The sequence below is a fragment of the Embleya sp. NPDC008237 genome, from assembly GCF_042956465.1.
Taxonomy (GTDB): Bacteria; Actinomycetota; Actinomycetes; order Streptomycetales; family Streptomycetaceae; genus Embleya.
The window spans coordinates 126,845-148,630 of the sequence record NZ_JBIBGL010000006.1 but is presented as its reverse complement, the minus strand read 5'-3'; the positions used below and the strand labels follow the sequence as shown (position 1 = coordinate 148,630).

The window sequence follows — 21,786 nt, the reverse complement described above, 5'->3', positions numbered from 1 at the left end:
TCGGGCGGCCGGCCACCCGACCCACCCCCGAATCGCCCGACCGCGCGACCGCCAAACCGCCGGACCGCCGGACCGCCCGGCGAGGCTAGGCGCCGCCGCCCGGCGCGATCAGTCCCGTCTCGTAGGCCAGGACCACCGCCTGCACCCGGTCGCGCAGGTTCAGTTTCGACAGGATGCGGCCGATGTGCGTCTTGACCGTGGTCGGGCTCAGCGACAGGCGCTCCGCGAGTTCGGCGTTGCTCAGGCCGGTCGCGAGCAGCCGCAGCACCTCCAGTTCGCGCGGGGTCAATTCGGACAGGTCGCGCGGCGGTGTCGCGCGCGGCTCGTCGCGGTGCGCGAAGCGCTCGATCAGCCGGCGGGTGATGGTCGGCGCGAGCAGGGCGTCGCCGGCCTGCACCAGGCACACGGCGGCGACCAGTTGCTCGGGCGTGACGTCCTTGAGCAGGAAGCCGCTGGCCCCGGCGGTGAGCGCGGCGTAGACGTAGTGGTCCAGATCGTACGTGGTCAGGATGATCACCCGGGTGCCGGCCGAGCCGCCGTCGGCCAGGATGCGCCGGGTGGCCTCGATGCCGTCCATCTGCGGCATGCGGATGTCCATGAGCACCACGTCGGGCCGGGTGCGCCGCACCGCGGCGATCGCCTCGGTGCCGTTCGCCGCCTCGGCCGCCACCTCGATTCCGTCCGAGGCCAGGATCATCCCGAATCCGGTCCGCACCAGTGCCTGGTCGTCGGCGATCACCACGCGCAGCGCGGGCCGGTTCACGCGGTCCGCCACGGGACTCGGGCCCGGATCCGATACCCGCCCGTGAGCGTCGGGCCGGCGGTCAACTCGCCACCGTAGAGGGCCAACCGCTCGCGCAGGCCGATCAGCCCGCGGCCGTTGCCGTCCATCGTCGGGCCACCGGCTGCACCACCGGTGTCGGTGACCTCGATCTCCAGGCAGTCGTCGGCGTAGCCGAGGACGACACTCGCGGACGAGCCGGGCGCATGCTTGATCGTATTGGTCAGCGCCTCCTGCACCACGCGATACGCGGCCAGGTCCACCCCGGGCAGCAGCGGGTCCGGCGGCAACGACATCGCGACGCGCACCGGCGTCCCGGCCGCGCGTACCCGCTCGATCAGCTCGTGCAACCGGTCGAGTCCGGGCTGGGGTTCGAGGTCGTCGGGGCGCTCGTGCTCGTCGGCGGCGAGCAGCCCCATCACATGGCGCAGTTCGGCCATCGCCGCCCGCCCGCCGGCCTCGACCGCGAGCAGCGCCTCCTTCGAGCGTTCCGGCGCCGCGTCCATCACCTTGCGCGCCGCGCCCGCCTGGATCACCATCACGCTGACATTGTGCGTCACGACGTCGTGCAATTCGGCGGCGATCCGGGAGCGCTCCTCCTCGACGGCCCGGCGCATGGCCTCGTGCTGGGCCTGCTGAAGCCGGCTGTACCGATCCCGGCCGGCCGCCAACTCCCGTTGCCAGAACAGCACCAGCCCGGCCATCGCCCCCGCGACCAGCAGCACGAAGCCCGGACTCGACCAGCCCGGCAGGATCGGGGCCGAGTCCCGGAACGCGACGCCCGCCAGCACGGCTGCGCCCACCAACACGCATATCGCACGCATCCGGTAGCGGCTGTAGACGACGGCGCTGTAGGCGCCGATCACGCAGGTCAGCACGTTGATCCAGGACGCGTCGTCCTCACCGATGGCCACCGCCCCACACAACACCGCGGCGAACGCGGTCAGCGGGTATCGACGTCGCATCACCAGCGGCAGCGCGGAGAGCAGCACCAACGGCCAGGGCACCGGCGAGCGTTCATCCGGCATCCAGATCTCACGCGGCAGCGGAGGCGGCGGCGGAGGTTCGAAGGGATCGACCTGCCGCGCGTCCTGGATCGGCCCGCTGTCGGGGTACCGGGCCGCCACGATCAGGGCGAGCACGGTCAGCCCGACCGCCAACACCGCGTCGACGCGCACCGCCCGGCGCGGGAGCGGGCCCTGCCCCGGCTCCTGGCGCAGCGCGATCGCCAGTCGCGCCCGCCATCCGCGCCGGACCGCCGGCTCCTCTTGCGTATCCACCGGTTCATTGTGCGACCGGCCCACATCGGGCCGCATCCGTCTGCGCGACCAAGGTCCGGTCTTCGCGGAGTACTTCGCAGGGATGACCCCGCGCCCGGGTCCTCCGCGGGAAGGGCCGAATGTCGGTTGGCCGGCCGACGCGCCGGCCCGGCTGCCGCCCCTACGTTCGCTGGGCCGGCAAGGACACGGCGCCTCCCGACGGTAAGGACGGACGAATCCCATGACCCACGTGATCGAACTGGCGGGCGTGGCCAAGCGCTACGACAGCGCCGGCGCGCCCGCGCTCGGACCGCTCGACCTCGGCGTCGCGCGGGGCGAGGCGCTCGCGATCACCGGCCCCTCCGGCAGCGGCAAGTCCACGCTGCTCAACCTGGTCGCCGGCCTGGACCGGCCGAGCGCGGGCACGGTGACCGTGGCCGGGCGCCGCATCGACGAACTGAGCGAGCACGCGCTGGCCCACTTCCGCCGCGAACACATCGGCATGGTCTTCCAGTTCTTCAATCTGCTGGACGACCTCACGGTCGAGGACAACATCCGCCTCCCCGCCCAGTTGACCGGTACCTCCCGACGCAAGGCGGCGGCCCGCGCCGGCGAGCTGATGGAGGTACTGGGCATCGCACGGCACGCCGGCGCCTACCCGGGCCGGTTGTCCGGCGGCGAACGCCAGCGGGTCGCGGTGGCCCGGGCCCTGGTGAATCGGCCCGCGCTGCTGCTCGCGGACGAACCGACCGGTGCGCTGGACACCGCATCGGGGCACGACGTACGGGAGTTGCTGGTGGATCTGCACCGGGACGGCCAGACCATCGTGCTGGTCACCCACGACCTGGCGCTGGCCCGGGCGTGTGCGAGCCGCACGATCCATCTGGTCGACGGACACCTCGCGCTCGACACGAATGCGGAGGCCCTGCGATGAGCGGCTTCGGCACCGGCGCGCTGGGCCGGGTGGTACGCGCCGGCGTGGGCCGGCGGCGGGTGCAGGCCCTGGTGGTCGCGTTGGCCACGATGATGGCCGTCGCCTCGGCCGTGGTCGCCGGATCGCTCATGGTCGCCGCGAGCGCACCCTTCGACCACGCCTTCGCGCACCAGCACGGCGCGCACCTGAGCGTGCAGTTCGACCCGGCCGCGGTGGGTGCCGCGCAACTGCGCGCCACCGGGCGGTCGAGCGGGGTCACCGCTTCCGCGGGCCCGTTCCCGGCGACGACGATCCATCCGGTGGTCCGCGACGGCGGGCATCTGCCGGCGCTGACCGTGGTCGGGCGGTCCGGGCCGGCGGCCGAGGTGGACGACCTGGACCTGAGGTCCGGCCGATGGGCGACCGGCCCGGGCGAGATCGTCCTGTCCGCCGCCTTCACCGGCCCCGACATCGACCTCGGTGCCACGCTGCGCGGATCGGACGCCGCGGACGCACCGACCCTGACCGTCGTGGGGATCGCCATGTCCGCGAGCCGGACCGCCGACGCGTGGGCCACGCCCGAGCAGGCCACCGCGTTGGCTTCGGCGGCCGGCCCGCTCACCACGCAGATGCTCTACCGCTTCGCCGCGGCGGGCACCGGCGGCGACATCGCCGCCGCCAGGGCTCGCCTGACCGCCGCGGTCCCCGCCGGCGCACTGCTGGGCAGCCAGTCGTACCTGGACACCAAGCGCTCCGCCGATCGCAACGCCGCGCCGACCATCCCGTTCCTGATGGCGTTCGGCGCGCTCGGCATCGCGATGTCGGTGATCATCGTCGGCAGCGTGGTCAGCGGCGCGGTCGGTACCGGGCTGCGCCGGATCGGCATCCTCAAGGCGATCGGGTTCACCCCGCGCGAGGTCGTCCGCGCCTATGTGGCCCAGGCGTTGATCCCGGCCGGCGTCGGCATCGCGCTGGGCGTGGCGCTGGGCAACCTGATGGCGCTGCCGCTGCTGGCGGACACCGAGCAGGTGTACGGGGACACCTCGCTGTCGGTGGCCTGGTGGGTGGATGTCGTGGTGCCCGCCGCCGCGTTGCTCGTCGTCGCGGTCGCGGCGCTGGTGCCGGCGCTGCGGGCCGGTCGGCTGCGTACGGTCGAGGCCATCGCGATCGGCCGGGCGCCGCGTACCGGGCGGGGCCGGTGGGCGCACCGCGCGGCGGGCAGGCTGCCGTTGCCGCGGGCGGTGACGTACGGGCTCGCGAGTCCGTTCGCGCATCCGGTGCGGATGATCGCGATGTTGCTCGCGGTGGCCTTCGGCACGGTCGCGGCGACCTTCGCGGTGGGGCTGACGTCGTCCCTGAACGCGGTCGCGAAGGCGCAGGATCCGGAGGACCGCGCCGCGATCACCGTCATCGGCAATGCCGCACACGGTGGGCCCGGTGAACCGGGCGGGGGGCCGCCTCCCGGGGAGGGCGGCGCCGCCGGACCCGCCGTCGATCCGGCCCGGGTCCGCGCCGCGATCGAGGCGCAGCCGGGCACCGCCTCGTACTACGGCCTGGCCCAGACGGAGGTCACCGTGGCCGGCATCGCCGGTTCGGTCCGGGCGAACCTGTATCAGGGCGATGCGCGATCCGGCCGCTACGAGATGATCTCCGGGCGCTGGCTCGGCGGTCCCGGCGAGGCCGTGGTGCCCACCCGTTTCCTGGACCGCACCGGCACCCGGATCGGCGACACGGTTCGGGTGACGTATCGGGGCGACACGCAGACGCTTCGGATCGTCGGCGAGGCGTTCGACACCTCGGACGACGGCAAGCGCATCCATGCCGACCTCGCCGGCTTCGCCGCGGCCCGTCCCGACGTGTACCTGGTCGAGCCGAAGTCGGGCGTGCGGCCCGCCGAATACGCCGAACAACTGGGCGCGGTGTTGCGTCCGGCGGGCGGCGAGGTGCTGGTCAACTCCCCGTCCGAGGCCGAGGGCCTGATCCTGATCCTGGATGCGATGGCCGCCCTGCTCACCCTGATGCTGGTCGCCGTGGCGGCGCTCGGGGTGCTCAATTCGGTGGTCCTGGACACCCGCGAGCGGGTCCACGACATCGGTGTGTGCAAGGCCGTGGGCATGACGCCGAGGCAGACCCTGGGCCTGGTCCTCGCCTCGGTGGCCGGCATCGGTCTGCTCGGCGGGCTGATCGGCGTGCCCGCCGGATTCGCGCTGCACGCCTACGTGCTCCCGGTGATGGGACATGCCGCCGGCACCAACCTGCCGCCGAGCATCCTCGACGTGTACAGCCCGCCGGAACTGATCCTGCTGGGACTCGCGGGCGTGGTGATCGCGGTCCTGGGCGCGGCCGTTCCGGCGGGCTGGGCGGCTCGGGCACGCACCGCGACCGCACTGCGCACGGAGTAGCCCGGCGTCGGCGGCGCGCGGCGGCTGCGGCCCGGTCGTCGCGTGCGGCTCAGGCCTGGGACCTGACCTCCCACAGGTCCGGGAAGACCGGGGAGAACAGCGTGGAGCGCAGATAGGCGGCGCCGGCCGAGCCGCCGGTGCCGATCTTGGCACCGATGGTGCGCTCGACCATCTTCATGTGCCGGTAGCGCCACTCCTGGAGGCCCTCGTCGATGTCGACGAGGGCCTCGCAGACCTGTGCCCCGTGTCCGGTCTCGTCGATGTACACGGCCTTGAGGGTTTCCTGTACGTCCGGGTCGGGTCGCCACGCGATGCTCGTGTCGCGCGCCAGGACGTGCTCGGGGACCGCGTATCCCAGCCCCGCGAGGTGCCGCAGCAGCGAGTCGAACACCGACGGGCGGTGGGCGGCGGCCTTGAGCCCCTCGTCCTCGCCGGTCTCGTATCCGCCGAACTCGCGTCGCCCGAGCACGGCTTCCAACTCGCGGAACTGCGCCGACTGGAACCCGCTGGAGGTGCCGAGCGCGTCGCGGAAGGAGGCGAACTGCCGGGGCGTCATGGTCTCCAGGACGTCCAACTGGCCGACGACCGTCTTCAGGATCTTGGCGACCCGCCGTGCCGTGTGCAGGGAGCCCGCGCCGTTGCCGCCCTCCAGTTGCCGCTGGAGCAGTGCGACTTCGTGCAGGATCTGCTTGAACCACAGTTCGTAGACCTGGTGGATGACGACGAACAACATCTCGTCGTGCGCTTCGGTCCTCGGCTCCTGGCAGGACAGCAGCGTGTCCAGGCGCAGATAGCTTCCGTACGTGACCTGGGCGTCGTTCATCGTCGCTTCCTCTCCTTGCGGGCTTGTCCACCGTTCCGACGAGCCGGAAACGACGGGCACCATCTTGTGCCGGTCGAGATCTTTCCGGAATGGCCGACACACGGAAGGAAGCCGGTCGGAAGTAACGAACGCAACGCGTTCGAGCGGTTCGATTTACATTCGTAAACCACCCAAGCGGCGCCTGGACACCCGGGCGCCGCCCCGGTGATCCGTCGTGTGTCGGCCCCGCTCGCCGGCCGCGCGATGCGCCCACTCGGGAACCGCCCGGCCGTCGCCGGGACGGTCTAGCCGTCGGGCCGGGTCGGATCCGAGAACGTGCCCGGCGGATCGGAGTCGGGGGCGTCGGCAGTGTCGGTGGTGCCGTCGATGTCGGGCCTCGGTGTGCTCGACCGTCTGCGCAGGCCGATCTGCACGGCACCCAGGACGACCCGCCCGATCACGCCCAGCACGACCAGGTTCACCAGCATCTGGATCATCGCCACCACGCGCGCGACCTCGGACGACGGCGCGATGTCGCCGAAGCCGACGGTCGAGAAGACGGTGATCGTGAAGTAGAGCGCATCGGTACGGCTCAACGTTTCGGTGAAGGCGTCCGCGCGGTCCGACCCGATCAGGTAGTACGTCGCGGCGAAGAGCACCAGAAGGAACGGCAGCGAGACGGACAGTGCCTCGACGGCCCGCAGTCGCGGCCGGTCGGCGCGCATGATCGCGTCGATCTGCCAGGCCACGATGCCGCCGAACACCAACAGCCCGGCGGCGAGCCCGAGGCCGGCGACGAGGTCGAGTCGACGGTCCAACGGAAGCACGTAGTACAGGACCAGCAACAGGGCTGCGGTGAACGCGCCGCGGAGCAGCCCGAGCACCATCAGCCGTCGGCCGACCGGATCCTTGGTGGCGAACAGCAGTCTGGGCAACGTCGACGTCGGATCTCCGGGCGCCTGGTCCGCTGCGGAGATCCGCCTCCTCCGGGCCAATGTAGCCTGCTCGCGCGACAAATCGGGCGAATCAGCCGGCGTGGCGTGCGTTCCGCCCCGGTTCCCACCCGGACTGCGCCGGCCGCCGGTCCCGGGATTCGCCGGCGCCTTGGTGCTGCGCCGCGGCCATCCGGCCGCACGGGACGCGACCGAGGACCCGATGGTTGCCTCCGGACGGTCCCGGCACTAACGTCGGTCGGGTGACTGCCGGGTCGGCCATGGGCCATTCACGAGTGAGGCGCCCGGCCTCGGCGTGAGTCCGAGGCGGGCCAGAGCCCCGCCCTTCCCTCTCCGTTTCCTCGCTTCCGGCGCCCCTGTGCGGCGCCCGTCCGCACGGATTTCGACACCTGGAGAGGCTCCCGACGATGACGCACGCCCAGCAGCAGCAACCGCAACTTTCGATAACCACGGTGCAGTTGAACCACACCGCCATCTACGCCAAGGAGCGGCACGCGGCGGCCGAGTTCTTCGCCACGATCCTGGGCCTGAAGGTCGGCGCCCCGTTCGGACCGTTCGTGCCCGTCGAACTCGGCAACGGCGTGACACTCGACTACTACGAGAAGAACGACGAACCGATCCAGTCCCAGCACTACGCATTCCTGGTGCCGGACGAGCAGTTCGACGGCATGATCGCGCGACTGGAGGCGCTCGGGGTCACCTACTACGCCGATCCGCACCACACTCGGCCCGGCGGGACCAACGACCTCTTCGGCGGCCGCGGTGCGTACTTCGAGGACCCGAACGGCCACAACATGGAGATCATGACCCGGCCGTACGTGCGTCCGTAGTCGGTGCCGTCGGGGGCGGGCGACGGAGCCCGCCCCCGACCGGCCGCGCCCGGCGCGGTTCGCGGCCCGGGGTTCGCGGCCCGGCGGACCGTACCGTCTCGGCCGGGCCCGGCCCCCGGTTCAGGCCCGTTCGGCGCGGCCGGCCCCGGCTCCGACTCGGGTTCGCCGGCCCGGGGTTCACGCCGGGGCGGCCTGTTCCGCACGACGGGCCACGGCGCGGAGCATCTCCAGGCGGATGAAGCCGGCGCCGCCCATCCGGATGAACAGCCAGTACCACGCGAAGATTCGGCGCGCCGCGGCATCCGTGGCCCTGACCCGGGTCTCCGCGGACAGCACGGTGGCGTCGCCGTCCGGGTCGACGCGGATGCTCATCGCCGCCTTGACCCAGCCGGGATCGGCGAACGCGGCGAACGCGTCCGGGTCGCGGACCGGGATCGGCGCGGTGACCGGGTGCAGATGCCAGGGTTGGCCGACCTTGCCGCAGACCACCTCGCGGCCTTCCTCGCGAACCAGGGTGGGAATCGGGCCGTCGCCGGCGAACGGGGCGGCCATGCTGCGGGGACGGCCGGCCGAGCGCAGGCGCAGCAGCGCGCGGGTGATCGGGAGTTCGTCCGGGGTGAGGGACTCCAGGGCCGCCCAGACCCGTTCCGGATCGGCGTGGATGCGGCGCCGCTGATCGCTGCGGAAGTCGTAGACGGGGAGCAGCCGTTGCAGCGCCGAGTCGGGTGCGCCGCCGACCTTCGCCGCCCGCTTCCGGCTGCGCCCCGCGACCTTGCGCAACAGGTGGGCGTAGCGGTGCCGGTGGTGACCGGTCCGGACGAGCGTGCCGTCGCCGGCGGTGCGTTCGAGGTTGTCCAGGACGGCCTCGATCACCGCGTTGTGTATCGACCCGACGGCCAGGTGCCAGAGCACGCGGTCGATGCCGCGCGGGCGGGTGTGCAGCGTGTGGGTGACCGTGGTTCCGCCGCCGGGCGCTCGGGTGAGGGTGAAGCCGTGCTCGCCGCCGTGCTCCGGGGGAAAGGCGATCCACAACCGGCGTTCGGGCTCGACGGCCTCGATCCGACAGTGCATGCCCCGATGGTGGAAGGGCGCGCCGGGCCGAAGTCCCTCGGGCGCCTCGACGCTGCCCCACTCCCGGGGGAAGAGCCGGTCGCCCGGGCTGCCGACCCCGGCGAGGACTTCCCACACCCGCTCGGGGGACGCGGCGACGGTGCGCCGATGAGTGTTGATCATCACGACTCTCCCGTTCTGTACGGTGCCGTACAGACCTAGACTATACGGCACCGTCCAGAACCGACGGGGCGCGGACTCGCACACGAGACGAACGGCGGCGTCGAACCCGCCGAACACCCACCGAACACCCGCCGAACACCCGCCGACCACGCACCGAACGCAGCGCCGATCACAGCAAGGGGTTCCCATGCCGCGTACCGCCCGACTGACCCGCGACGACTGGGCCGACGCGGCGCTGACCGCACTCACCGAGGGCGGATCGGCCGCGGTCGCGGTCGAGCCCGTCGCCGCCCGGCTCCAGGCGTCCAAGTCGAGCTTCTACTGGCTCTTCGACAACCGGGACGCACTCCTCGCCGCCGCCCTCGAACGGTGGGAGCGGGTGCAGACCGAGGAGGTTCTGCCCAGGCTCGCCGCGGTCCCCGACCCGGCGGACCGACTGCGCGTGCTCATCCACCACGCGTTCGCATCCACGCAGGGCAGCTCGCTCGCCCTGCTGCTGCTCGTCGAATCCGACCAACCCGCCGTGCGCGAGGTGGCCGAGCGGGTCACCCGTCGACGCCTGGCCGCGATCCGCGACACCCTCGTCGAATGCGGCCAGACCCCCGAGCACGCCCGGCACATCGCCACTGCGGCCTACGCCGTCTACCTGGGCACGGCCGCGCTGCGCCGGGTCGACGCGGCCCCCGACGACGACGCGTCCGCCTACATCGACACCGTCCTGACCGCCTTCGGCGTGCCCCCGCGCACCGGCGACGCACCACACCGACAGGCGACACCACCCGCGCAGCCGGCCGATCCCGCTGCCGCGCGAAGGGGAATCGGGCGGTGACACTTCCGGGCGTGGTCCCGAGTCTGTCCGGAACAGGTAACAGCGGAAGTCGGGGCCCGCTCCGGCGGCTAGCTTCCTGGGACGACGGGCCGCCGCAGGGCGTTTCGCACGTGGAGTGGTCCGGGGGGACCAGGTCCGCGGCCCGTCTTCGTCCGAACACCGAATCCGGGGGGAACACGGTGCGAAACTCCGTCAAGTCCACACGCACGGTCCGTCGATCCGTACGGCGCGCCGCGCTGCCGCTCACCGCACTCGTCCTCGTCGCGGGGCTCAGCGCCTGCGAATCCGACGGCGGCGAAGCCGACAAGGCGAATCCGAAGGCCTCCTCGACCCTGCCGGGCACATCCGGCGACGCCACACCGAGTGCCCCCGGGACGGCCGGCACCAGGCCGCCCGCCGACCGGCCCACCGACACGTCCGCGGATCCCAAGGCGCCGCAGGCCAAGGCACCGGCGACGAAGGCACAATTGACCACCGCGCTGCTGAACGCCCAGGAACTCCCGGCCGGATTGACGATCAAGAAGACCGCCGCGCCCGAGGAGATCGAGACGCCGAGCGCCTCCGAGCCCCGGTGCCAGCCGCTGATCGGCCAACGTCGAACCAGCGTCGCCGCAATCGAACGCGAGCTCGTGGGCGGCACCGACCCGCAGGGGATCGCCCGACCCGACACCGATCTCGTCCTGAGCAGTTACCCGCTCGACCTGCTCGAAAGCCAGTGGACCACCTACATCGCGGCGGCCAAGACCTGCAAACGGTTCACCTTCGACGTCGACCGCGGCACGGTCGAGTACCAGGTGCTCGGCGTCCGGATCGACGCGTACGGCCCGGGCAGCGTCGAGATCTCCTCGATGTTGCGGGTCCAGGGCGCCACCGCGCCGTTCACCCAGGCCGTCGCCCGAGTCGGCACGACCGTGGTGCAGTTGCGGGCGACCGGCGAGGACGGCACCACGACCCCGCCCACCTTCCCGGACCACCTGGTCCAGGGCCAGATCGACAAGGTCAGGTCCCAACTCGGCGGCTGACCCGCTCCGTACGGCCGGAGTCGGGCCGGGGGCGGGAGCCGGCCCCGTGCCCGGCTCCCGCCTCCGCCCCGGCTCCGGCCCTCCGCCCGGCCTCGATCACCGCCCCGGTCTCGACTCCCGTTGGCGCAGGTGCCGCGCACCCGCGCCGTGGCGTAGGGCCCGCTCTCGCCCCGCGCGGCTAGCGCGAGTCGTCCTCCCCCGCCTCGGCGACCCGCTTGATGGTCGCCAACCGCCGGTCCCAGTCGGCCGCGAGCGAGGCCAGCCGGCGTGCCGTCGTGTCCAGCGCCGCGGGCCGCACCGTGTACCGCACCTCGCGGCCGACCCGGCCGCCGGAGACCAGCCCGGCCGCGTCCAGGACGGAGAGGTGTTTGACCACCGCCTGCCGCGAGACGGGCAACCGCTCCGCGAGCGTGGTCGCGGTGGCCTCGCCCTGTGCGGCGAGCAGATCGAGCAGTCGGCGGCGCGTCGGGTCGGCCAATGCGACCAGGACGTCGTCGACCTCCCGGTCGACGCCGCCGGGTTCGTCCGTCACGCGGCCGCCTGTTCGGCACGGGTCTTGAGGGCGTCGAGCTCCTGCGGCCAGCCGTCGGAGTTGTCGCGCAGCGCGTTGCCGCGCAGCTCCTGGGACCCGGCCAGGGCCGCGAACCCGCTCTCGACCACCCGAAGCCGGGTCTTGTCGCCCTCCGCGATCAGGGTGAACTCCACGAGGGTGCTGTTGTCGTCGCGCAGTTCCCGGCCGGGGAACGCACTGGCCCAGCGGTAGGCCAGATACGTCGGCGGCTCGACCTTCTCCACCCGCACCGGGAAGTCGCCGTGCTCCGGGTGCCTCGCCACCATCGACTCCCCCTCCCTGGCCACCGTGCCGGGCAGGCTCGCCTTGTCCGCCACCCAGAACCCGGGCTCGGCCACCAGCGACCAGACCCGCTCCACGGATGCCTCGATCAGGGTTTCGCGTTCGATCCGGTCCTCGCTCACGAGGGACTCCTTCATCGTCGTCGCCATCCTTGAATGCAACCCCAGAGTTGCACATCAATCCTTCGGGTGCAACCCGAGGATTGCACCTCGATCGGGTGCCGTCGCCGGAACGAGCCGATCCGAGCCGGCCCATTGACGTCGCCCCGTCGTGGCGTGACGATGAGTCGCGGCCCGCTCCACGCTCTCGATTCGAGAGAACCGCATTCGGCACGGTGAGGACCGCTCGTGGCGCACACCGATCCCACGCGGCACGACCTGATGCTCCTGGTCCGGCGCCGACTCGCCGGCGGCGGCGTCGTGCTGCACGGTCCGACCGGGATCGGCAAGACCTTCCTGCTGCGCTCGCTCGTCGACACGGGCGATCCCAAGGCGGTCGTCCTGGTCACCGAACCCGCGGCCGCCGATCGCGAGGTGTCCTTCTCCTCGCTGGCCGACCTGCTCGGCCCGGTCGACGACGAGGTGCTCCGGACACTGCCCGCACCACAGCGCTCCGCGCTCCGCGTCGTGCTGTGTCGCGAACCGCCCCCGCCGGGCGGCCCGGACCCGCTCGCCCTGCGCCTGGGCGTGCTCGCGGTGCTGCGCACGCTGTCCGCGCGCGGCCCGATACTCGTCGGGATCGACGGCGCGCAGTGGGTGGACGCGGCCGGCGCCGAGGTGCTGGCCTTCGCCGCCCGGCGGCTGGACCCGACCCGGGTGCGCGTCGTCGTCGCCGAGACCGCGGATCCGCCCGCCGGCCCCGTCCACGGCACCCGGTTCTGCCCGGGCACCCCCTTCGAACTCGAACTGCCGCCGCTGGGACTGCCGGAGACCCGCGATCTCCTCGACCGTCACCGCGTCGCGCACGCGCACGGCCACGACCCGGAGGACGGCGAGCACCGGCCGCTGCCGCACTGGCTGAGCAGGCAGGTGTACGAGGCGAGCGCGGGCAACCCGATGTACGCGCTCGAACTCGACCGTGCGCTGCGCCGGTTGCCGCATCTCCCGGCCCGGGACCAGCCGTTGCCGGTACCCGACCGGCTGCGCCGACTGCTCACCGCGCGCCTGGAGGGGCTGCCTCCCGAGGCCCGTTGGCTGCTCCTGCTGGTCGGCTCCACCGCGAGACCCACCATCGCACTGCTGCGCGCCGCAGCCGGCCTGGCCTACCGCGCGCTCGACGCCCCTACCGCCACGACCGAGCGGGCGGGCGCCGAACTCGTCCGGCGTACCGTGGCCGGCGCCGCCGCAGCCGGCATCCTCGACGTGTGCGAGGAGGGCGAGCAACTCCGGTTCACCCACCCGCTGTTCGCCGCCGCGCTGTACGCCGACGGCGCACCGCAGGAGCGCCGGGCCGCGCACGCCGCGCTCGCCGAGTTGTCGGGCGAGCCGATCGACCGGGCCCGACACCTGGCGTTGGCCTCTCCATGGCCCGACGAGCGGGTCGCCGCGACGCTGATGGCCGCCGCCGCGCAGGCTCGCCGCAGGGGCATGCCCGAGGAGGCCGCAGCGCTGGCCCGTCTCGCCGTGGCCCGAACCCCCGACGAGCACGCGGACCGCCGTTGCGAACGTTGCCTCGACGGCGCCGGTCACGCGTATGCGGCGGCCGACTACGAGCTCTCGCGGGAACTGGCGCAGCGGGTGTTCACGTTCGGCTCGACCCCGGGGCAACGGGTCCGGGCCTGCATCCAGATCATCAACGCGGCCAACCAGGCCCTGCACGACCTGGACGAGGTGTTCGCCGAGGCCTTCGCGCAGGTCGGCGACGATCTGTGCGGTCGGGCCCGACTGCACTACCTACGGGCCTGCAAGGCCCATATCAGCGACGGCAATTCCGCCGTCGCCTGGGCCGAGGCGGCGCGTGCCGCGGCGCTCGCGCGGCAGGCCGACGACCTGACCACCGAGCAGGTGGCGCTCGCCCTCCAGGCGTTCGTGGGCACCCTCCAGGGTCGCCCGGACGCGCGCGACCCGCTCACCCGCGCATTGGCCCGCCCGCAGGACGCGGGGCCCACCGGACGCCACGCCGGGCCCCGGGCGGTCAAGGCCCGGCTCGACTTCTTCGCCGACCGCCTCGTCGACGCCGGCGCCGAACTCGATCGCATGTTGCGCCGGGCCGAGGAGTCCGACGACGCGGAGGAACGGGTCTTCGTGCTCTGCGGAAGGATCGACGTCGACGTACGGGCCGGGCGCTGCGATCGGGCGATGGCCGGCGCCCACGAGGTGTTGGGCCTGGCCCGGGACATGGGCGCCTATCTCGGCCAGGTGTACTACGCGGCGGCGGTCGCGGAGGCCGCGGGCGGGGACCTCGAACGTGGCGCGGAGTTGGCCCGCGAGGGGGTGCGCGCGGCGCGGGCCGACCAGGAGCAGGTATACCTGCCGCTCGCGTTGTGCGTACTGGGCCAGATCCAGCGGCGCCTGCGCGATCCGGTCGGCGCCGTGGGCTGCCTGAGCCGGGCCCGCGCCATCGCCGCGCGCCGCGGCATTGTCGATCCGGCGGCCATCCCGTGGTCGGTGGACCTGGCCGAGTCGTTGGTGGCGCTGGGCGACCATGCGCAGGCCCGTGCGGTCGTGGACGAAGTGCGCGACACCGCAATGCGGTTGGGTCGGGACGGGGTGGCGGCGTCGCTGGCCCGGGCGGACGCGATGGTGCGCGGCGAGTCCGGCGACCTGGTGGGCGCGGCCACGTGTCTGCGCGAGACCGCCGCGCGGCACCACGAACTCGGTCTGCCCGTCGAACACGGCCGCGACCTGTTGGCGCTGGGTGCGGTGGAGTTGCGGCGGCGGCATCCGGCCGCTGCGCTGGCCTCGTGGCGGGCCGCGGAGGCGGCGTTCGCGGAGGCGGCCGCACGTCCCTGGCTCGACCAGGCCCGGGCCGAACTCGCCCGCCTCACCCGGGTGGACGATCCCGAGCCGGGGGACCTGTCCGACGAGGCGCGATCGCGCGCGTTGACGCCCGCGGAGCACCGCGTGGCGGAACTGGTCGGCGACGGCGCGACCAATCGCGAGATCGCCACGCGCCTGTTCCTGTCCGCCAAAACGGTCGAGTCCACCCTGACCCGGGTATACCGCAAACTCGGCATCCGTTCCCGCGCCGACCTGATCAGGCTTTCCCTCGGCGCATCCGGCGAACCGGATCCGACGGCCTGAACGGGCCACCCGGGCACGCCCCCACAGGCCCGACGGACTGAACGCACCACCCGGGCAGACCGAAGGCCCGACGAACCGAACGCCCCACCGGCTACGACGCACCGGCCCAACGGCCACCCGGGTACGACGCGGGCCCGACGGACTGTACGCAGCGCCCGGGCACACCGAACGCCCCGACGGACCGATGGGCCCGAGCACCTCGCCGACCCGACGACGGATGCACCTTCCGAACACCCGGCGACTCACGCACTTTCCGAACTGCCCCGCGCCGGCCCGGCAGACGTACGCACCACCCGACCAATCGACCACCCCACCACCGGGCCGCCCCACCGCCCCGGCACCCCGCCGCCCGCCGCCTCGACCGCGCGGGGGGCCACCGGGAAACCCCCTGCTTTGTGGTCGGGGGGTTCCCGGTCGCCGTCGGGTGGATCAACGTTGCACGTGTTCCCTCCGCCGGCCGGCGAGGGGCTTCCTCCGCAACCCGGACGTCGTGCCGTGCCTGCCATGTCGCCCATGTCGTCCGGGTTGTCCGACACCGCGTGCTCCGTCCCGTCCGCGGTGTGCCCTCGCCGGTCGCGTCCCCTCGATCTCCGTCCGGCGTCCCAGGTGCCGGACGAGAAGGAGACACGATGATTCTGCGGAATCGCGGTACGTCCCGGCCCGCCGCAGCCGAATCACCCGCCCCGCCTCGGCGTTGGCGGAGCGTGTGTGCCGGTGTGACCGCCGCGCTGTGCCTCGCCGCGCCCATGGCCGGCACCGCGTCGGCGACCGGTACCCCGACGGCTGCCACGAAGCCGTCCGTCGCCGCGCCGCTCAAGGTGACCCCGGACGCCCCGGCCGCGTCGCACGCCGGCTACGGCTCGGCGCAACTGGCCTTCACCGAACTGACGCAGGTCCAGAATCAGTGGTGCTGGGCCGGTACCGGCCTGTCCGTGGCCCGCTATCTCGGTCGCGGGCTGAGCACCTCCCAGAACACCTTCTGCGACTACGCCCGAGGTCTGCCCGCCGGATACCCCTGCCCCAACCAGCCCGGCGAACTCAGCGATGTGCAACGGGCCTGGACCCGCCTGGGCCTGACCCCCGGCCGGATCACCGGCACGTTGGACTTCGGCACGGTCGCCTCCTCGATCGACGCCAACTCGCCGATCGAGGTCGGCATCTACTGGACCTCGGGCGGCGGCCACGCGAACGTCCTGTACGGCTACGACTCGGACTACGGCACGTTGATGTACGCGGACCCGTGGCCCGCCAGCCCGCGCTACGGCGAGATGGATTACGACTCGTACGTCAGCAACTACGAGTTCCAGTGGGCCGAGTCCCTGTACGGAGAGGCGTGAGCGTGATGACCGACAACCACCCTTCCCCCCGGAGCGTTTCGCACCCCCTCCGGCCCCGGACCGTACGCTCGCACACCCTGCGCCGCCGCGGCGGCGCGCTCGCGGCCGTCGGTATCGGCGCGTTGTTGTTCCTGGCCCCGACGGCGTCGGCCGCCCCGACCGGCTCCGCATCCGACAATGCCGCCCTCGTCGGCGGCGACGCGCCCACCGCCGCCGACCGCAGCGCGGCCCAGCAGACGCTGGCCGCCCCCGCGACCACGAGCCGACTGGCCGCGTTCTTCGTCCACCTCGACCAGCGCACCGCGGGCCGATCCGGTGCCGTCGTACAGTCGAAGGTCGCCCCCGAGGCCGCCGCGGCACAGGCCCCGCAACTCGTGGGCGCCCCGGTCCCGGTCTACTCGCTCAACGCGGACTTCGTCCGCGGAAGGACGTCCGCGCCGGTCGCCGACTTCGCGTATCTGGCCACCGAGGCCCGTTCGGCGGCCGGAGTCGAGGCGACGGTGTGGACGGTCCGCGACCGGAACACGCAGGCGTGGCGCGTCACCAACGTGCTCTCCGGAGCCGACGAGGTCGGCTACGCCCGGCAGGCGGCCGGCGACCAGGTGTTCACCGAACCGCAGATCGCCGCCTGGTATCACGTGCGGGACGGCCGGGTACTGCCGCTGAACCCCGCCGCCCGGGAGTCGGTCGGCGCGAACGGCACCACCGTGGCCGCATATCGGCAACTCGTGCACGGCCGATACGGCGACAAGCTCCCCGGCTCGGACTACCGACGATCCGGCAAGGTGGGCGGCTTCACGTCGAACGGAACTCCCGCCGCCGACACCCACGACGATGGGTTCGCCGGGTCCGATCTGGTCCTGCCGGGGAGTGCGGCCGGTGCCGTGGTTCTCGGGGTCGGCACGTGGGTGATCCGCCGCCGACGCCCGGCAACGGCCTGAGACCGCCCGCCTGTTCCCTCCGCCGCCGCCCCGCGACCCGAGGTCGCGGGGCGGCGGCGTTCGGATGCCGGTTCTGGTCCAGCCGACGACGGTCGCTTCGCCACCCGGGTCGACGTCCTCGACACCCGCACCGGGGAGCTGGTCGCGCCGCCGGAGTCCTGGGCGGTGACCGTCGTCGTCGGCCGCGGGTTCGGCGCTTGGCCCACCATCCGCCCAGGACACGCGCTGCCGTGCCCATCGCGGAACGACACGGTCCGGTTCGCCCGCACCGCCCCCGGCGCTCCCGTCCCGCGTCGGCCGGTGCGTGCTCGGGGCCGGTTCGGGAATGGCCGGCAATCGTCGTCGACGTCGCGGGGGCCCTCGATCCAGCCCTCGACCTCGATCGATTCCATGCAATCGCAACACGGCGCGGGTACAGTCGCATCCCACACGTCATCCGACCGAACCGCTCATAGAGTGGGTCGCGACGGTCTACGGACGGCAGCGTCGCGTGCGACGATCCGGTGCCGAGGGAAGAGGTGCGGGTGAGCGGGAGAGTGGATGGCGGTCACGGTCGGAGACATGTGCGTCGACGCAGTGCGGCGACGTCGCAGGGACCGATCCCCCGAAACCGCGCCACCCGTGCCACCCGCGATCAGCTCAACTGGCTCAACGAGGCGAGCCTGCGGATCGGCACCACCCTCGACCTCAAGACCACCGCACAGGAGCTGGCCGACTTCACCGTTCCCCGCCTGGCCGACGCCGCCGCCGTCGATCTCCTGGAGTCGGTGCTTCAGGGCGAGGAGGGGCAACGGCCACGCGGCCGGGGGAGACCGGTCCGTCGGGCGATGGCCGTGGCGGCGATCGAACGACTCGCCGACCTGGAACCCGACGAGGTGGGCGAGCTGTCCACGTCCGCCCCGGACCGGGACTCGCGCTTCACCCGTGCCCTGGCCGACGGCCGACCGCTGCTCATCGGCAGGTTCGGACCGGACGACTACGAGGAGTTGGCGCCCACCCCCAGTGCCGCCGCCAAGCTGCGCCAGGCCGGCGTGCACACGTACCTGATGGTGCCGCTGATCGCCCGTGGAGTGCTCCTGGGCCATGCCGACTTCATCCGCGCGGGCGGCCGGCCCGGCTTCACCGAGGCGGACCTGGCCCTGGCCGTGCAGTTGGCCTCCAAGGCCGCGGTGGACATGGACAACGCCCGGTTGTACGGGCGCGAGCGCGAGCACGTGGCCCGACTCCAACGCAATCTGCTCCCCCGGGTCACGCCGCGCACTCCGGGCCTGGAGGTGGCCTCCCGGTACATCCCGACCGCCGATCCGCTCGGGGTGGGCGGCGACTGGTTCGACGTGGCACCACTGCCGGGCGGGCGGACCGCCCTCGTGGTGGGGGACGTGATGAGCCACGGCATGTCGGCCGCGGCCACCACCGGCGTACTGCGCGCCGTCGCGCGCACCCTGATGGCCCTGGACATGACACCCGAACGCATGCTCGCCCGCCTGGACTTGGCCGCCCGCGACCTGGAGGACGACCAGGTCGCCACCTGTCTGTGCGCCGTCTACGACCCGGCCGAGGCCAGTTACACGCTGGTCAGCGCCGGCCACCCACCGCCGCTGCTGGTCACCCCGGACGGGAAGGCGTCGTTCGTGGACGTGCCGGTCGGTGCGCCGATCGGTGCCGGCGTCATCCCCTACGATCCGCTGCGGTTGACCGTCCCGCCGGGCAGCCGACTGGTGCTCTACACCGACGGCCTGGTCAAGTCGCGCACCGAGGACATCGACGTACAACTGGCCCGACTGCGCGCCCTGGCCGCCGGGATGGGTCCGGTCGGGCTGGACTCCGGTGCCCTCGGCGACCTCGCACCCGGCGGCGGGACCCGCTTCGACGAGGCCGTCGTGCTCGTCGCCGCCACCGAAGAACCCCTGCTGGGAACCGACTTGCACACCTGGGACCTGCCCGCGAGCGGCTCCGCGGCGGGGGTGGCCCGCAAGCTGGTCCGGGAGCAGCTCGACGTGTGGGAGCTGAGCGATCTCTCGGACGTCACCGAACTCGTGGTCAGCGAACTGGTCGGGAACGCGCTGCGCTACGGCATCGCGCCGGGCCAACTGCGCCTGCTGCGGCACGATCGCCTGGTCGTCGAGGTCTCCGACACCGGCCCGGACCTCCCCCAGATCCAGCACTCCTCGTTGAGCGACGAGGGCGGCCGGGGCCTGCAATTGATCAACATGCTGTGCCGGGGCTGGGGTTCCTGCCGGACCCCCAACGGCAAGATCGTCTGGGCGGAACAGGACATCCCGTAGGGAGCACTCCGACGGGCCGAAATGCGAGGTCCGCCGAGGCGTCGTCGTGACCCGGCCTCGGGATGGGCCGGCCGCGCGAGTGTCGGTCCGGCCGGGCCCGGTTGCCCGCCCGCCGCCTCCGACGAGACGGCGGCGGGCGGGTGTTCCGGCGCGGCCGACGGGTGGCGGTCGGCGGCGCGGAATCGGTTCAGGTGCAGGTCGGTTCGCCGGCCACGGCCGGGACGGCGACCGCGTCCCAGGCGGCTCTGGTCTTGCGGAAGACGTCGCAGGTGGGGTCCAGGGCCTTGGCCGCGTACAGGGTCTGCCGGCGCTCCTGGCGGTGGTTCGTACCGCCGGCTCGGAACATCAGGCCCTGGTAGACGACCTTGGCGGCCATCCGGATCCCCACGCCGGTGACCGAGGTGGGGATGCAGGTCGGGCTGACGGGCTTGCCCCCGCCGGGGTTGGAGCCCTCCGCGAGCAGGTAGAACCAGTGGTTCAACACGCCCGCGGCCCGGTATTCGTCCATGGTCGGGATCGCCGAGCTGTAGCAGTTCGCGTCGCCGCGCAGCGACGGGTCGTACATGAAGCGCAGCGGTCCGCTCCCGAGGAGGTCGATCGTCTCGCCGATCGTGTAGTCCGGGGTGTCGAACGGCGCCGGCTCGTCGGCATATGCCTCGGTCAGGGTGCCCATGATGTCCGCGAACCCCTCGGCCAGACCCGGTTCCGTGAACGGCCAGGCCGGGGACATGCGATCGATGGCGTGCCCGTACTCGTGGCCGACCAGGTCCATCGAGGTCAGCCATTGGTTGTTCGGGTTGTGGCCGATCACGATCCTGGTGCCGTCCCAGTGGAGCCGGACGTCGTTCAGGCCGACCTGGAGCGGCCAGGCGCCGCCGTTGCCGTTCTGTCCGTTGCGGCCGAGCCAGGTGCGGAGCATGTCGAACTGCTTCTGCGCGGCCCACATGGCGTCCACACAGCCGGTCTCGATGTTGGTGGGGTTTCCGTTGCCCCAGTCGTCGACGGGCTTGTTGAACACCGCGCCACCGCCGTATTTCGCACAGCTCAGGTTCACCCGGAGCGGGTCGCGCAGCGAGTACGTGGAGCCGGAGTGCAGCGTGTCGATGGTGATCGGATCGGGACCGTTCCACGCACCGTGGCCGGCCCCGGCACGCACTTCGTCGACGGAGTCGAGTACGGCACCGGTCGACGCGTCGATGTAGACGTGCAGCCTGCTCGGCGCGGAATCGGTGCGCCCGACCAGGACGCTCTCCCAGGCCAGTCGCGCCGCGTTCGCGTCGACCCGCACCACCAGGCGGCGGCTGTCGACCCGGTCGACCACGCGCAGCCGCGTCCGAGCGGTGCGCTCGGCCGCGGGCCCTTCCACGGTCGGCCGGGTCGGCACGTCGATGCGCACGACGTCGGCCGTCTGCACGGCCTGCACCCGGCCGCTGCCGTCGGCGAGCACCGCGGCGTCTCCGCCGACGACGGGCAGGCCGCGATAGGTGCGCGCGTACGAGATCGAGTAGGTGTCGCCGACCCAGGCCGACACGCTCTGCCGCACGTAGCGCTCACCGGGCGACCCGGCCGGGGCGTTCGGGCCGGTCATCGCCCGGTCGGCCGCGGCGATGGCCGTGGCCCGGGAGTCGGTCGCCAGGACCGGCCGTGGTCGGGCCGCGCCGGATTGGGTGGTCGTGCCGATCAACACGCCGACCAGGACGCCCAGGACGGTCCCGAACGTCAGCATTCTGCGATGCATCGAGGCTCCTCGGATCGAAGGCGGACCCCGACCACGAATCCGACTGCCGCCGCCCCCGCCGTCCGGGACGAACAGCCCCCACGCGAGCCGTTTTCGTCGCCCGAGCGCTCGAAACGCTCACAGCCCCCCGGCGCCACGTCAAGCACCCACCACCCACCGTCACATTCCAGCAAACCCACGCGCGCCCGACGCCCACGGCGGAGCGCGGAGCGCGGGGAGCGGCGGAGCGCGGGGCGGACGGGCGGAGGGAACGGCGGAGCGGGAGCGGACAGGCGGAGGGAACGGCGGAGCGGGAGCGGACAGGCGGAGGGAACGGCGGAGCGGGAGCGGACAGGCGGAGGGAACGGCGGAGCGGGAGCGGACAGG

17 protein-coding genes are annotated in these 21,786 nt (G+C 72.9%); 9 read left to right on the top strand and 8 right to left on the bottom strand.

What is annotated here, in order from left to right:
- Positions 1-85: 85 nt before the first annotated feature.
- Together ACFZBU_RS17570 and ACFZBU_RS17565 are read right to left on the bottom strand one after the other, a co-directional pair.
- Positions 86-775 (bottom strand): response regulator, encoded by a 690-nt coding sequence (locus ACFZBU_RS17570; RefSeq protein WP_391584483.1) that lies wholly within the window; start codon positions 773-775, stop codon positions 86-88.
- On the bottom strand, positions 760-2,097 hold the full coding sequence (locus tag ACFZBU_RS17565) for a sensor histidine kinase (protein WP_391584482.1): 1,338 nt from the start codon (positions 2,095-2,097) through the stop codon (positions 760-762). The genes ACFZBU_RS17570 and ACFZBU_RS17565 overlap by 16 nt, the downstream gene beginning before the upstream one ends.
- A 184-nt stretch (positions 2,098-2,281) precedes the next feature.
- Here ACFZBU_RS17565 and ACFZBU_RS17560 point away from each other — a divergent pair, with 184 nt between their 5' ends.
- Together ACFZBU_RS17560 and ACFZBU_RS17555 are read left to right on the top strand one after the other, a co-directional pair.
- Positions 2,282-2,974 (top strand): ABC transporter ATP-binding protein, encoded by a 693-nt coding sequence (locus ACFZBU_RS17560; protein ID WP_391584481.1) that lies wholly within the window; start codon positions 2,282-2,284, stop codon positions 2,972-2,974.
- The gene (locus ACFZBU_RS17555) at positions 2,971-5,355 is read left to right on the top strand and encodes an FtsX-like permease family protein (RefSeq protein WP_391584480.1); all 2,385 of its coding nucleotides are present in this window, start codon (positions 2,971-2,973) and stop codon (positions 5,353-5,355) included. The genes ACFZBU_RS17560 and ACFZBU_RS17555 overlap by 4 nt, the downstream gene beginning before the upstream one ends.
- Positions 5,356-5,404: 49 nt before the next feature.
- Here ACFZBU_RS17555 and ACFZBU_RS17550 read toward each other — a convergent pair whose 3' ends face one another.
- Positions 5,405-6,241, bottom strand: coding sequence for a tryptophan 2,3-dioxygenase (locus tag ACFZBU_RS17550; RefSeq protein WP_391584479.1), 837 nt, complete (start codon positions 6,239-6,241; stop codon positions 5,405-5,407).
- 221 nt (positions 6,242-6,462) lie between these two features.
- On the bottom strand, positions 6,463-7,092 hold the full coding sequence (locus ACFZBU_RS17545) for a potassium channel family protein (protein WP_391584478.1): 630 nt from the start codon (positions 7,090-7,092) through the stop codon (positions 6,463-6,465).
- Between the two features lie 425 nt (positions 7,093-7,517).
- Here ACFZBU_RS17545 and ACFZBU_RS17540 point away from each other — a divergent pair, with 425 nt between their 5' ends.
- Positions 7,518-7,940, top strand: a complete 423-nt coding sequence (locus ACFZBU_RS17540; RefSeq protein ID WP_391584477.1) for a VOC family protein — start codon at positions 7,518-7,520, stop codon at positions 7,938-7,940.
- Positions 7,941-8,117: 177 nt separating this feature from the next.
- Here ACFZBU_RS17540 and ACFZBU_RS17535 read toward each other — a convergent pair whose 3' ends face one another.
- The gene (locus ACFZBU_RS17535) at positions 8,118-9,173 is read right to left on the bottom strand and encodes an SRPBCC family protein (RefSeq protein ID WP_391584476.1); all 1,056 of its coding nucleotides are present in this window, start codon (positions 9,171-9,173) and stop codon (positions 8,118-8,120) included.
- A 187-nt stretch (positions 9,174-9,360) separates the two neighbouring features.
- Between ACFZBU_RS17535 and ACFZBU_RS17530 the strand changes: the two genes are divergently transcribed.
- Both ACFZBU_RS17530 and ACFZBU_RS17525 read left to right on the top strand, forming a co-directional pair.
- Positions 9,361-10,002, top strand: a complete 642-nt coding sequence (locus tag ACFZBU_RS17530) for a TetR/AcrR family transcriptional regulator (protein ID WP_391584475.1) — start codon at positions 9,361-9,363, stop codon at positions 10,000-10,002.
- Positions 10,003-10,181: 179 nt separating this feature from the next.
- Positions 10,182-11,024: a hypothetical protein gene (locus tag ACFZBU_RS17525; RefSeq protein WP_391584474.1), complete on the top strand. Its 843-nt coding sequence runs from the start codon at positions 10,182-10,184 to the stop codon at positions 11,022-11,024.
- Between the two features lie 178 nt (positions 11,025-11,202).
- Here ACFZBU_RS17525 and ACFZBU_RS17520 read toward each other — a convergent pair whose 3' ends face one another.
- Both ACFZBU_RS17520 and ACFZBU_RS17515 read right to left on the bottom strand, forming a co-directional pair.
- A complete protein-coding gene (locus ACFZBU_RS17520; protein WP_391584473.1) occupies positions 11,203-11,556 on the bottom strand; it encodes an ArsR/SmtB family transcription factor in 354 nt (117 codons plus the stop codon).
- Positions 11,553-12,014, bottom strand: a complete 462-nt coding sequence (locus ACFZBU_RS17515; RefSeq protein WP_391584472.1) for an SRPBCC domain-containing protein — start codon at positions 12,012-12,014, stop codon at positions 11,553-11,555. Before ACFZBU_RS17515 ends, ACFZBU_RS17520 begins: the two co-directional genes overlap by 4 nt.
- Positions 12,015-12,224: 210 nt before the next feature.
- On the opposite strand from ACFZBU_RS17515, the gene ACFZBU_RS17510 reads away from it, so the two are divergent.
- The 4 genes from ACFZBU_RS17510 (at position 12,225) to ACFZBU_RS17495 (ending at position 19,682) form a co-directional block, all read left to right on the top strand.
- Positions 12,225-15,119, top strand: coding sequence for an AAA family ATPase (locus ACFZBU_RS17510; protein WP_391584471.1), 2,895 nt, complete (start codon positions 12,225-12,227; stop codon positions 15,117-15,119).
- Positions 15,120-15,748: 629 nt separating this feature from the next.
- Entirely contained in the window at positions 15,749-16,456 is a 708-nt protein-coding gene (locus tag ACFZBU_RS17505; RefSeq protein ID WP_391584470.1) for a papain-like cysteine protease family protein, read from the top strand.
- Positions 16,457-16,461: 5 nt separating this feature from the next.
- On the top strand, positions 16,462-17,397 hold the full coding sequence (locus ACFZBU_RS17500) for a hypothetical protein (RefSeq protein ID WP_391584743.1): 936 nt from the start codon (positions 16,462-16,464) through the stop codon (positions 17,395-17,397).
- 563 nt (positions 17,398-17,960) lie between these two features.
- Positions 17,961-19,682 carry a SpoIIE family protein phosphatase gene (locus ACFZBU_RS17495; RefSeq protein WP_391584469.1) on the top strand — a complete coding sequence of 574 codons (1,722 nt, stop codon included), beginning with the start codon at positions 17,961-17,963 and terminating at the stop codon, positions 19,680-19,682.
- Positions 19,683-19,869: 187 nt separating this feature from the next.
- Here the strand turns inward: ACFZBU_RS17495 and ACFZBU_RS17490 are convergent, their stop codons facing one another.
- Entirely contained in the window at positions 19,870-21,420 is a 1,551-nt protein-coding gene (locus ACFZBU_RS17490; protein WP_391584468.1) for a M4 family metallopeptidase, read from the bottom strand.
- Positions 21,421-21,786 lie beyond the last annotated feature (366 nt).